Raw genomic sequence first — 11,986 nt, 5'->3', positions numbered from 1 at the left:
CTCCCGTGAGTTTGGGGCGTGGGCGCGTGGGCGGCTTTACGGCGGCGTTGCAGAAGTTCGGGATCGGTCGTCTGGCCGCCGTCCTCGGCGTCGCCGCGGGCGTGACCGCCGTCCTGGTCGCCGTCATGCTGCGCGTGGGCCAGGCGCCGGACGCCTTGCTCTATTCCAATCTCGATCTGCGCGAGGCCGGCGAAATCACCGCCGCCCTGCAACAGGCCGGCATCAAATACGCCTCCAAGGGCGACGGCTCGACCGTCATGGTCAATCGCGACGACGTGGGCACGGCGCGGATGCTGATCGCCGAAAAGGGGCTCGTGACCTCCGGCTCGGTCGGCTACGAAATCTTCGACAATCAGTCGGTCCTGGGCCAGACCGAATTCCAGCAGCAGCTGAACGAACAGCGCGCCCTGCAAGGCGAACTGGCCCGCACCATCATGTCGATGCGCGGCATCACCGCCGCCCGCGTCCACATCACCATGCCGCGTCGCGAGATGTTCACCGCTGCTGCGGGCGAACCCACCGCCGCCGTGCTGGTCGGCCTGGGCGGGCGGGATCTGACGGCGGATCAGGTGCGGGCCATCCGCAATCTGGTGGCCTCGTCCGTGCCCAATCTGAAGCCGGACCGGGTCACGGTGGCCGATCAGAACAACCGCACCCTGGCGGCCGGCGACGACGGCGGCTTCACCTCGGCCTCTGCGGCCGAAACCAAGGGCAATACCGAGGCCCAGCTTCAGGCGCGCATCAAGGACATCGTCGAGGGCGTCGTCGGCGTCGGCTCGGCGCGGGTCCAGGTGACGGCCGACATCGACCAAAGCCGCTCCACCACCCAGGAACAGAAGTTCGATCCCGACGGCCAGGTCGTGCGTTCGACCACGGCCAACGGCTCGCAGTCCTCGGACACGACCGGCCAGAACGACGGCGGCGTGACGGCGGCGAACAACATCCCGGGCGGCGCCCCGCCCGCGACCACGCCGGCCGGCTCGACCACCGCCGAGAACGCCGAGACGACAAACTACGAAATCTCCAACACCACCACCACGACCACCAAGGAGCCGGGCGAGGTCAAGAAGCTGGCCGTCGCCGTCGCCGTGGACGGCAAGTGGACCCCGGCCGCCGACGGCAAGGGAGAGCCGACCTATGCGCCGCGCTCGGCCGAGGAGATCGCTCAGATCAAGTCCCTGGTCGCGGCGGCGGCCGGCATAGACGAGGCCCGCGGCGACAAGATCGAGGTCATCAACGTCCGCTTCAACCGCGACACCGGCCTGCCCGGGGGGCTGGACGACAAGCCTTCGCTGCTGGACTTCTCCAAGACCGACGTCATGCGCCTGATTGAATTGGGCATTCTGGCGGTGGTGGCGCTGCTGCTGATCTTCTTCGTCCTGCGGCCCCTGCTGAAGACGGCCGGCTCGGGCGGGGCGGCCGGTCCTGGAGCGCCGGCTCTGACCGCCCCGGACGGCACGCCGGTCGCCACCTTGACCACGACCGTCATCGGCCCGGACGGCCAGCCCCAGCTGGTGCAACTGCCTGCGCCGAACGAAATGGACCAGAAGATCGACATCGCCCGTATCGAAGGGCAGGTGAAGGCGTCTTCGGTCAAGAAGGTCGCCGACTTCGTCCAGGCCCATCCTGACGAGGCCGCCAACATCCTGCGCAACTGGGTGGCGGAAGGCTGATGGCCAAGCTGGTTTCGAAAAAGCCGGTCATCGAGGACCCCAATCGGCTGACCGGCCCCGAGAAGGCGGCCGTCATCCTGCTGGCCCTGGGCGAAGACCACACCGCCCTGTGGGAGAGGCTGGACGACGAGGAGGTCAAGGAGATCTCCCAGGCCATGGCGACCCTGGGCAATGTGACGGCCGAGGCGGTCGAGGCCCTGATGCTGGAGTTCGTGTCCGGCCTGTCGGGCACGGGCGCCGTCATGGGCAGTTTCGAACAGACCCAGAAGCTGCTCAGCGCCTTCCTGCCCAAGGATCGCGTCGACGGCTTGATGGAGGAAATCCGCGGTCCGGCCGGCCGGACCATGTGGGACAAGCTGGGCAATGTGAACGAGGCGGTTCTCGCCAACTATCTGAAGAACGAATATCCCCAGACCGTCGCCGTCATCCTGTCCAAGGTGAAGTCCGACCACGCCGCGCGGGTGCTGACGGCCCTGCCGGAGGATTTCGCCCTGGAATGCGTCCAGCGGATGCTGCGGATGGAGCCTGTCCAGCGCGAAATCCTGGACAAGATCGAGGCGACCCTTCGCACCGAATTCATGTCGAACCTGGCGCGCACCTCCAAGCGCGACAGCCACGAAATGATGGCCGACATCTTCAACAGTTTCGACCGACAGACCGAGGCGCGCTTCATCGGCGCCCTGGAAGAGCGCAACCGCGAATCCGCCGAACGCATCCGCGCCCTGATGTTCGTCTTCGAAGACCTGTCCAAGCTGGATCCGGGCGGGGTTCAGACCCTTCTGCGGGCCGTGGACAAGGACTCGCTGGGCCTGGCGATGAAGGGGGCCTCCGAAGGGCTGCGGGAGATGTTCTTCTCCAACATGTCCGAACGCGCCGCCAAGATCCTGCGCGAAGACATGGAGTCCATGGGGCCGGTGCGGCTGAAGGACGTGGATGGGGCCCAGATGGCCATGGTCCAGGTCGCCAAGGATCTGGCCGCGCGCGGCGAGATCATGCTGGCCGGCCAAGGCTCCGACGACGAGTTGATCTACTGACATGAGCACCCCCTTCGCCTTTGACACCGAGTTCGACGCCGACGGCGCGGTGGTGCGCGCAAGCGCCTGGAAGCCGGTCAAACGCAGCTACATGCCCGCAGAGGTCGAGGCCCTGGTCGCCACCGCCCGGCTGGAGGCGCGCCAGGAGGCCCTCGCCGAGGTCGAAAACATCCGGGCCATGGCCCTGACCAACATCGCCCAGGCCGCCGCCGCCGCCCTGCCGTCGCTGCGAACCGTCGCCCAGACCCATCGCGAACAGTCCGCCGACCTGGCCCTGGCGGCGGCGCGGGCCATCGCCGACGCCGCCCTGCACCGCTTCCCCCAGGCGCCGTTGCGCGCCGCCCTGGAGTCCCTGGCTCAAGAGATCGACGCCTCGCCGCGCCTGGTGATCCGGGCCTCGGGCCTAGACGAGGTGGTGCGCGGCCAAATCGAACAGGCCTGCGCCGACAGCGGCTTCACCGGCGTCGTCGCCTTCCGCGACGAACCCGGCATGGCGGTCGCTGCCTTCCAGCTGGAGTGGGCCGACGGTCGCGCCGATCACGATCCCGAAGGTTCCGCCGCCCGCGTCGCGGAGGCCCTGAGCGCCGCCCTGGCGGCCGAGGCGGGACACGCCGAACCCCCAATCCACACCGACCGGAGTGAGTTCTGATGGCCTCCGACGATCTATCGCTCGAGGAATTTCCCGACTCCACCGCCCTGGCCGTCGCCGACGACGCGGGCGAAAAAACCGCCGCCGATCTGGCGACGGTGTTCGAGGTTCCGGTCAATATCTCGGCCGTGCTGGGTAAGTCGCACATGTCGGTCGCCCAGTTGCTGAAGCTGAACAAGGGTTCGGTGCTGGAGCTGGACCGCAAGGTCGGCGAGGCGATCGACATTTTCGTCAACAACCGTCTGATCGCACGCGGCGAGGTCGTCGTGGTCGAGGATCGGCTGGGCGTGACCATGACGGAAATCATCAAGACTGAGGACTCGGGCGGCTGACGCGCGCTGCGCGTCGGACCGGGTGAAGGATTAGAGGAGAAGAACGATGCGTCTTCTGGTGGTAGGCAGACTGAGCGGACAGCTCGCTTCGGCGGTGAAGATGGCCATGGCGCACGGCGCCAAGGTCAGTCACGTCGAGCGCGCGGATCAGGCGACAGAACAGCTTCGACGGGGGCAGGGCGCCGACCTGCTGATGGTCGATTATCAGCTCGACATCGCCGCCTTGATCGCCGCGAACGAGGCCGAGCGAATCACTGTGCCGGTGGTGGCCTTCGGGGTCGACGCCGACGCCCGCGAGGCGGCCGCCGCCATCAAGGCCGGGGCCAAGGAGTTCATCCCCCTGCCGCCCGATGCGGAGATGATAGCGGCGGTCCTGGCCGCCGTCGCCGACGACGAAAAGCCGATGATCTCGGCCGATCCGGCGATGAAGGCGGTGCTGCAACTGGCCGATCAGGTGGCGCGCTCCGAAGCCTCCATCCTGATCACCGGCGAAAGCGGCGTCGGCAAGGAGGTGATGGCGCGCTACATGCACGACCATTCGCGCCGGTCCGAAAAGCCCTTCATCAGCGTCAACTGCGCGGCCATTCCCGATAATCTGCTGGAATCGGAACTGTTCGGTCACGAGAAGGGCGCCTTCACGGGCGCCGTCGCCCGCCGGATCGGCAAGTTCGAAGAGGCCGACGGCGGCACCCTACTGCTGGACGAAATCTCCGAGATGGACGCCCGGCTCCAGGCCAAGCTGCTGCGCGCCATCCAGGAGCGGGTGATCGACCGGGTGGGCGGCTCCAAGCCCGTGCCGGTGAATATCCGCATCATCGCCACCTCCAACCGCGACCTGGCCAAGGCCGTGGCGGAAGGCACGTTCCGCGAAGACCTTCTGTACCGGCTGAACGTCGTCAATCTGCGCCTGCCGGCCCTGCGCGAACGGCCGGGCGACATCGGGGTGCTGGCCGATCACTTCATCAAGAAATATGCGGCGGCCAACGGCGTGCCCGAGCGGCCGATGTCGGCGCGGGCGCGTCAGGCGATCAGCGCCCACCGCTGGCCCGGCAACGTCCGTGAGCTGGAAAACGCCATGCACCGGGCCGTGCTGCTGGCGACCGGACCCGAGATCGATGTGGACGCCATCCGCCTGCCGGACGGCCAGCCGCTGACGGCGGAAGGCGGCGGCATGATGGGAACGGCGGCCGTGGGGAACCCCTATGGCGGCGGCGTTGCGGCCCGGGCGGCCCAGGCGGCCGACGCCGTGACCCGCAGCTTCGTCGGCCAGACGGTGGCGGCGATGGAGAAGACCCTGATCCTGGATACCCTGACCCACTGTCTGGGCAATCGCACCCATGCGGCCAACATCCTGGGCATCTCCATCCGGACCCTGCGCAACAAGCTGAACGAATACGCCGAGGAGGGGACGGTCATTCCCGCCCCGCAGTCCGGCGTCTCGGCCTCGGGCTACGCCGCCTGAGCATGGGGCGCGGTCTGGACAGGCGGAGGCTGATGGCCGGCGCAGGCGCGCTGGGCCTGGCCGCCTGCACGCCGCGCAGCCAGACCAAGGTCAAGGCCGAGGCGGCCCCGGACCTGTTCCTGAACGATCTGGAGACGCGGTGGGGCGGGCGGCTGGGCGTCGCCGCCCTGGACGTCGGCAGCGGGGTGCGGGCGCTGTGGCGCAGCCAGGAGCGGTTTCCCTTCTGCTCGACCTTCAAACCCTTTCTGGCGGCGGGCATCCTGCAAAGGGTGCAGCGGGACGAGGAAAGGCTGGACCGGCCGGTCCGCATCACCTCGGCCGACATCATTCCCCATGCGCCCGTGACCGAAAAGGCGGTGGGGCGGACGCTCACCATCCGCGAACTAATGCAGGCGGCGGTGGAGGTCAGCGACAGTCCGGCCGCCAATATCCTGATCCGCGAGATGGGCGGAATCGGCGTATGGCGTTCGTGGTGGCCGACCTTCGGCGACACGACGACCGTCATCTCTCGGCTGGAGCCGGACTTGAACACCGCCCTGCCTGACGATCCGCGCGACACCTGTCTGCCGGAACAGACCGTCGCCAACATCCGCGAAATGGCCTTCAGCGATCGACTGACGCCGGCGCACGACGCCCTGTTGCACGGCTGGCTGACCGCCTCCCCGACCGGCCCCAACCGGATCAAGGCGGGCGCGCCCGAGGGTTGGAGCGTCGCGCACAAGACCGGTTCGGGCGCCCGCGGCACGACGAACGACGTGGGCATGCTGACCCCGCTCAGCGGTTCGCCGGTCATCATCGCCGCCTATTTCACCGGCGCCGCTTCGGCGACGGAGGATCAGCGCGACGCCGTGATCGCCGAGGCCACCCGCCGCGCCTTGAAGGCCCTGGGCCGTGACTGATGCGCCGATCATGATGAAGGACGGCATGGCGCGCCCCACCGGTCGCGACGTGCTGAGCTGGATCAACCGCGGCGAAGTGCTGATGGCGGTCGGCGTGATCGGGGTGATCATGCTGCTGATCCTGCCGGTTCCGAAGATGCTTCTGGACCTGCTGCTGGCGATCTCGCTGGTCTCGTCCGTGCTGATCCTGATGACCGCCGTGATGATGAAGAAGCCGCTGGACTTCGCCATCTTCCCGACGGTTCTGCTGGTCTCGACCCTGTTCCGCCTGGGCCTGAACCTGGCCTCGACGCGGCTGATCCTGACCCACGGTCAGGAAGGGCACGACAGCGCCGGCCAGGTGATCAACGCCTTCGGCGAGCTGATGATGGGCGGCAACTTCATCATCGGTGTGATCATCTTCGCCATCATCCTGGTGGTGAACTTCGTCGTCATCACCAAGGGTTCGACCCGGATCGCCGAAGTCTCGGCCCGCTTCACCCTGGACTCCATGCCGGGCAAGCAGATGGCGATCGACGCCGACCTGTCGTCGGGCCTGATCACCGAGGACCAGGCCAAGCTGCGCCGCAAGGAGCTGGAGCAGGAATCGACCTTCTTCGGGGCCATGGACGGCGCCTCGAAGTTCGTGCGCGGCGACGCCGTCGCGGGCCTGATCATCACCTTCATCAACGCCATCGGCGGCATATTGATCGGCACCCTGCAGCACGGCATGCCGGCCATGGACGCCGCCAACACCTATGTGCAGCTGACCATCGGCGACGGTCTGGTCACCCAGGTGCCGGCCATCATCATCTCGATCGCCGCCGGCTTCCTGGTGTCCAAGGCCGGCGTCGAGGGCACGGCGGACAAGGCCCTGGTGACCCAGCTGGCCACCAACCCCGTGTCGCTGGGCGTGGTGTCGGGGGCGGCGGGTCTGATCGGCCTGATCCCCGGCATGCCGCTGATCCCCTTTGCCGCCCTGGCCATCGGTTCGGGCTTCATGGCCTGGCGCCTGGGCCGCCAAAGGCTCAAGCCCCAGCCCACGGAGGCCGAGGTCGCCGCTGCGGCCGCCCCCAAGGAGGAGGTCGAAGAGCCGATCTCGAACGTGCTGACGATCGACGAAGTCAAGATCGAGCTGGGCTATTCGCTGCTCAGCCTGATCAATGATCTGGAAGGGCGGCGTCTGACCGATCAGATCAAGGCGCTCCGTCGATCGCTGGCCCAGGAATACGGCTTCGTCATGCCGCAGGTCCGCATTCTGGACAATATGCGCCTGCCGACCCAGGGCTACGCCATCCGCATCAAGGAGATGGAGGCTGGGGCGGGCGAGGTGCGTCTGGGGCATCTGATGGCGATGGACCCCGCCGGGGGGCAGGTGGAACTGCCGGGCGAACATATGCGCGAGCCCGCCTTCGGCCTGCCCGCCACCTGGATCAGCGAAACCCTGCGCGAAGAAGCGACCTTCCACGGCTATACGCTGGTCGATCCTTCCACGGTCCTGACGACGCACCTGACCGAAATCCTGAAGGAAAATATGGCGGACCTGCTGTCCTACGGCGAGGTGCAGAAGCTGCTGAAGGAGCTGGGAACCGAAGAGAAGAAGCTGGTCGAGGAGCTGATCCCCAGCGTCGTCAGCGTCACCACCCTGCAAAGGGTGCTTCAGGCCCTGCTGCGCGAGAAGGTGTCGATCCGCGATCTGCCCGCCATTCTGGAAGGGCTGGCCGAGGCCGCGCCCCACAGCACCAGCGTCACCACCCTGGTCGAACACGTCCGCGCCCGCCTGGCCCGTCAGCTGTGCTGGCAGCACCAGGGCGGCGACGGCGCCCTGCCGATCGTCACCCTGTCGCCCGAATGGGAGAACGCCTTCGCCGAAAGCCTGATCGGCGGCGGCGAGGACAAGCAGCTGGCCATGGCGCCGTCGCGGCTGCAGGACTTCATCCGCGCCGTCCGCGACACCTTCGAACGGATCGCCATGTCCGGCGAGAATCCCGTCCTGCTGACCGGGCCCCAGACTCGCCCCTATGTCCGCTCGATCATCGAGCGGTTCCGGGGCCAGACGGTGGTCATGAGCCAGAACGAAATCCACCCCCGCGCCAAGCTGCGCACCCTGGGTCAGGTCTAGTCGGCGACCGTCCAGCCGCCGGCGGAGGCGGCGCGCGCGGCCTCATTGACCGGGCGGGCGATCAGGCCGGACTGGGTGATCCAGACCTCATAGCGCGCGCCCTCGGCCATCGGCATATAGGCGGCCGAGCCGTAGAGGGTATCGGCGGCGTCGATGTAGCGCCGGTAACGCCGGATCGCGTCCCAGGCCTCGACCTTGTAGGGCAGGGCGCCGTTGCGGGCGTTTTCCTCGATGGCCGCCAGATCATAGGCGCTGCGTTCGGCGGTCAGTTCCTGTTCGACCGTGCGATAGCGACCCGACAGGCGTTCCAGCCGATATTGGGAATCCAGACCCAGCACATTGGCCCAGGGCTTCCATTTCAGCACCTGGGCGTCGATCCGCCAGTCGTCGCCGTGGACAGGGTAGAGGGTCGCTGAGGCCGGTCTGTCCTGCGACAGGGGCGTCAGCTCGATCTCATAATACTGCGGCCCGAGGCGCCTCAGTTCCAGGCTCGCCACCGGACGTTCATAGGTCAGCCGGTCGTAGGTCTGAAGGTTCAGGCCGAACAGGGTCGCCAGGGACGCCAGCCAGAGGACGCCGCCGCCGAGCGCCGCGCCCGCCACGCCCCGCACCGCCCTGCCGCCGAACAGGGCGCGCAAGCCGCGGACCAGCAGAACCAGGCCAATCAGGGCCGCCGCCGCCGGTAAAATCCACCACCACCAGATCATCGCTCTTCCCCCCGTTTTCCGCCCGCCGCAGACCGGCAAGCCAGACCATACTCATCAGAAGACGCGAAAGGCCCAAGAGTTTCGTGTGACTGCCGTTTGACGCAGCCTCGGTCGCCGCTAATGCTGCGCCGCATGAAACTTCCCTCGAGCCAAAGCTGGTCGCGGTTCAGCGATTTTGTGCGCACGCCCTCCCTGGCGCGATCCGTCACCGGCCTGCTGGTCCTGGCCTTCGTCCTGCTGCTGACGGTCAACATCTCGACCTTCGTCATGATACAGCGCACCGCCACGGTTAACGATGCGATCGAACACGCCCAGCAGATGCGCCGCCAGTCGCGCACGGTCCTGATCTCCATGCTGAATGCGGAGACCGCGCAACGCGGCTTTCTGCTGACCGGCCGCAGCGATTTCCTGACGCCCTTTGAGGAGGCGCGCGCGGAGCGCGAGCCTGCCCTGGCGTTTCTCGAAGAAGGCGCGGCGGCCGACCCGACGCTCCGGGCGCCGGTGGCCCAAATCCATAGGCTCTCCGACGCCAAGCTGAGGGAGATGGAGGCGACCCTGGCCTTGGCGCGTGAGGGCCGCATAGGCCAAGCGATCCAGACGGTGCGGTCCGGCGAAGGCAAACGCTATATGGACGAGCTGCGCCAGACCATCGACGATTTCGACGCCTTCAAGTCCGCGCGCATCGCCGAACGGACCCGCGTGTCCGAGCGCGCCGCCATGATGACCGTGGTGATGAACGCCATCACCGGCCTGCTGGTCCTGGTCCTTGCGCTGCTCTCGGCCTGGATGGTGCGGCGCTATGTCGGCGAGATTCAGCACGCGCGCGAGGAGGTGGCCGCCATCAACGCCGGCCTGGAGGACATGGTGCGCGACCGCACCGCCGCCCTGACCCGCGCCAATGAGGAAATCCAGCGCTTCGCCTATATCGTCAGCCACGATCTGCGCGCGCCCCTGGTCAATGTGATGGGCTACACCTCCGAACTGGAGCAGGCCGGAAAGATCATCGAGCGCGGGGTGGCCGAGGCCGAGGCGGAACGCGAGGTGTCGGCCGACATCGTCACCGCCGTGCGCGAAGACATGCCCGAGGCCCTGGGCTTCATCCGCGCCTCGACCGAAAAGATGGACCGGCTCATCAACGCCATCCTGCGCCTGTCGCGCGAGGGGCGTCGCAATCTCCTGCCGGAGACCCTGGACATGACCGCCATGGCTCGCAACATCGCCGACAGCGTTCACCATCAGACCGAGGCCGCCGGCGCCCAGATCCTGGTGGAGGCCCTGCCGTCGATCGAAAGCGACCGCCTATCGATGGAACAGATTCTGGGCAATCTGATCGACAATGCGGTCAAATATCTGGACGCCGGCCGCCCTGGCGAAATTGTCATATCCGGCGAAGACCTGCCCGGCGGCTGGGTCGTCTACCGGGTCGCCGACAACGGTCGCGGCATCGCCGCGCGGGACCACGAACGCATCTTCGAACTGTTCCGGCGCTCCGGAAAACAGGACCGAAGAGGCGAGGGCCTGGGCCTGGCCTTCGTCCGCAACAGCGTTCGGCGCATCGGCGGCACGATCGATATCGAGTCCGAGCTTGGCAAGGGCTCGACTTTCCTCCTGAAATTCCCCAAACGACTGATCCTGTCGGAACCTGGAGGCGTACTGTGACGCAAGCCGTCAAAATCATCATGGTCGAGGATGACCACGGTCACGCCAAACTGATCGAAAAGAACATCCGTCGCGCCAACATCAGCAACGAGATCAAGCATTTCGATGAGGGCGGGGCCGCTCTGGACTATCTGTTCAGCGCGGAAATCCTGGCCAACGGCCCGCTGCTGATCCTGCTGGACCTGAACCTGCCCGACATGTCGGGCACGGACATTCTGGAAAAGGTGAAGGCCGACGACCGTTTGAAGCGGGCGCCCGTCGTGGTTCTGACCACCACCGACGACAAGGTCGAAATCCAGCGCTGCTACGACCTGGGCTGCAACGTCTACATCACCAAGCCTGTCGATTATGAGTCCTTCGCCGGCGCGATCCGTCAGCTGGGTCTCTTCCTGTCGGTCATGCAGGCGCCGGAGATTTAACGATCGGACTGTCCGGCCCCATCCGTCTGCTCTACATCGACGACGACCGCGGCCTGTCGCGGCTGGTCGAGAAGGAACTGACCCGCCACGGCTATGCCGTCACCTGCGCCCCGGACGGCGACGCGGGTTTGGAGCTGCTCGCCGCCAACGAATACGACATCTGCGCCCTGGACCACTATATGCCCAGCCGGGACGGTCTGGACGTCCTGCCGGACATCCTGGCCCTGCCGGCGCCGCCGCCCGTGGTCTATGTGACGGGGGCCCAGGACGGGCGGATCGCCGTCGCCGCCCTGCGCGCCGGGGCGGCGGACTATGTCATCAAGGACGTGTCCGAGGACTTCACCTCCCTGCTGCGGTCGGCCCTGGAGGACGCCCTGCTGCGCCGGCGGCTTCAGCGCGAGAACGAGATCGCCCAGGAAGAGATTCGTCTGGCCCGCGACCGCGCCGAGGCCATGCTGCGCGAGGTCAATCACCGCGTCGGCAATTCGCTGCAGCTGGTGTCCAGCTTCATGTCCCTGCAGATGCGCCACATCAGCGATGAAGGCGCCAGAGAGGCCCTGCGCGAATCCCAGGCCCGGATCGAGGCCGTGGCCCACGTCCATCGCCGCCTCTACACCTCCGGCGACATGAGCCGGGTGGCCATGGACGAATATCTGCAAGGCCTGATGGACGAGCTGTCCAAGTCGCTCGGGCCCGGTGAAGGTTCGCCGCGTCTGGTCATCGACGCCGCTCCTCTTTGGGTCACGACGGACCAGGCCGTGTCCCTGGGCGTCGTCGTCGCCGAACTGGTCACCAATGCGGTGAAATACGCCTATCAGCCTGGGCAGGGCGGGGAGATACGCATCAGTCTGAAGCCGGACGGCGAGCATCGCGCCCTGTTGACGGTCGAAGACGACGGGCCGGGTCTGGGCGACGGAACACCCAAGGGCACCGGCCTGGGCGGCAAGATCATTTCGGCCATGGCCTCGGGCCTGCGCTCAGCCGTCGAGTTCGACGCGGCGCACAAGGGCGTGCGCGCCAAATTGGCGTTCGACCTCTAAGGTCGGATCTG

The 11,986-nt window shown here is 67.1% G+C and carries 11 protein-coding genes; 10 read left to right on the top strand and 1 reads right to left on the bottom strand.

Annotated elements, in window-relative coordinates; all coding sequences use genetic code 11:
- The first annotated feature begins 26 nt into the window (after positions 1-26).
- Genes fliF through flhA form a run of 7 tightly spaced genes read left to right on the top strand, consistent with a single transcriptional unit; the run spans position 27 to position 8,150 of the window.
- Positions 27-1,673, top strand: coding sequence for a flagellar basal-body MS-ring/collar protein FliF (gene fliF / locus ACZ5M6_RS15200; RefSeq protein WP_348683567.1), 1,647 nt, complete (start codon positions 27-29; stop codon positions 1,671-1,673).
- Positions 1,673-2,707 (top strand): flagellar motor switch protein FliG, encoded by a 1,035-nt coding sequence (gene fliG / locus ACZ5M6_RS15195; protein WP_054766498.1) that lies wholly within the window; start codon positions 1,673-1,675, stop codon positions 2,705-2,707. Before fliF ends, fliG begins: the two co-directional genes overlap by 1 nt.
- 1 nt (position 2,708) lies before the next feature.
- Entirely contained in the window at positions 2,709-3,356 is a 648-nt protein-coding gene (locus ACZ5M6_RS15190; protein WP_054766497.1) for a FliH/SctL family protein, read from the top strand.
- On the top strand, positions 3,356-3,688 hold the full coding sequence (gene fliN, locus ACZ5M6_RS15185; protein WP_054766496.1) for a flagellar motor switch protein FliN: 333 nt from the start codon (positions 3,356-3,358) through the stop codon (positions 3,686-3,688). Before ACZ5M6_RS15190 ends, fliN begins: the two co-directional genes overlap by 1 nt.
- A gap of 46 nt (positions 3,689-3,734) precedes the next feature.
- Positions 3,735-5,150 (top strand): sigma-54-dependent transcriptional regulator FlbD, encoded by a 1,416-nt coding sequence (gene flbD / locus ACZ5M6_RS15180; protein ID WP_054766495.1) that lies wholly within the window; start codon positions 3,735-3,737, stop codon positions 5,148-5,150.
- Positions 5,151-5,182: 32 nt separating this feature from the next.
- Entirely contained in the window at positions 5,183-6,049 is an 867-nt protein-coding gene (bla, locus tag ACZ5M6_RS15175; protein ID WP_464159045.1) for a class A beta-lactamase, read from the top strand.
- 10 nt (positions 6,050-6,059) lie between these two features.
- The gene (gene flhA, locus ACZ5M6_RS15170) at positions 6,060-8,150 is read left to right on the top strand and encodes a flagellar biosynthesis protein FlhA (RefSeq protein ID WP_183215242.1); all 2,091 of its coding nucleotides are present in this window, start codon (positions 6,060-6,062) and stop codon (positions 8,148-8,150) included.
- Here flhA and ACZ5M6_RS15165 read toward each other — a convergent pair.
- Positions 8,147-8,857 carry a hypothetical protein gene (locus ACZ5M6_RS15165; RefSeq protein ID WP_464159044.1) on the bottom strand — a complete coding sequence of 237 codons (711 nt, stop codon included), beginning with the start codon at positions 8,855-8,857 and terminating at the stop codon, positions 8,147-8,149. The genes flhA and ACZ5M6_RS15165 overlap by 4 nt on opposite strands.
- Before the next feature lie 132 nt (positions 8,858-8,989).
- Between ACZ5M6_RS15165 and ACZ5M6_RS15160 the strand changes: the two genes are divergently transcribed.
- From ACZ5M6_RS15160 to ACZ5M6_RS15150, 3 genes are read left to right on the top strand one after another with little or no spacing between them, the layout of a single operon-like run.
- Positions 8,990-10,516 carry a sensor histidine kinase gene (locus ACZ5M6_RS15160; protein WP_464159043.1) on the top strand — a complete coding sequence of 509 codons (1,527 nt, stop codon included), beginning with the start codon at positions 8,990-8,992 and terminating at the stop codon, positions 10,514-10,516.
- The gene (locus ACZ5M6_RS15155; protein ID WP_224761032.1) at positions 10,513-10,935 is read left to right on the top strand and encodes a response regulator; all 423 of its coding nucleotides are present in this window, start codon (positions 10,513-10,515) and stop codon (positions 10,933-10,935) included. The genes ACZ5M6_RS15160 and ACZ5M6_RS15155 overlap by 4 nt, the downstream gene beginning before the upstream one ends.
- Positions 10,936-10,937: 2 nt before the next feature.
- Complete coding sequence (locus ACZ5M6_RS15150) at positions 10,938-11,975, top strand: sensor histidine kinase (RefSeq protein WP_348684514.1); 1,038 nt, start codon at positions 10,938-10,940, stop codon at positions 11,973-11,975.
- Positions 11,976-11,986 lie beyond the last annotated feature (11 nt).

This window comes from Brevundimonas sp. Br13 (assembly GCF_055391505.1).
This window is presented reverse-complemented; position numbering and strand designations above follow the sequence as displayed.

What these genes read in the sequence shown, in the direction of transcription:
- fliG (WP_054766498.1), top strand. Translation starts at nt 1,673, where the DNA reads ATGGCCAAGCTGGTTTCGAAAAAGCCGGTCATCGAGGACCCCAATCGG.
- ACZ5M6_RS15190 (WP_054766497.1), top strand. Translation starts at nt 2,709, where the DNA reads ATGAGCACCCCCTTCGCCTTTGACACCGAGTTCGACGCCGACGGCGCG.
- fliN (WP_054766496.1), top strand. Translation starts at nt 3,356, where the DNA reads ATGGCCTCCGACGATCTATCGCTCGAGGAATTTCCCGACTCCACCGCC.
- flbD (WP_054766495.1), top strand. Translation starts at nt 3,735, where the DNA reads ATGCGTCTTCTGGTGGTAGGCAGACTGAGCGGACAGCTCGCTTCGGCG.
- bla (WP_464159045.1), top strand. Translation starts at nt 5,183, where the DNA reads ATGGCCGGCGCAGGCGCGCTGGGCCTGGCCGCCTGCACGCCGCGCAGC.
- flhA (WP_183215242.1), top strand. Translation starts at nt 6,060, where the DNA reads ATGATGAAGGACGGCATGGCGCGCCCCACCGGTCGCGACGTGCTGAGC.
- ACZ5M6_RS15165 (WP_464159044.1), bottom strand. Translation starts at nt 8,857, where the DNA reads ATGATCTGGTGGTGGTGGATTTTACCGGCGGCGGCGGCCCTGATTGGC.
- ACZ5M6_RS15160 (WP_464159043.1), top strand. Translation starts at nt 8,990, where the DNA reads ATGAAACTTCCCTCGAGCCAAAGCTGGTCGCGGTTCAGCGATTTTGTG.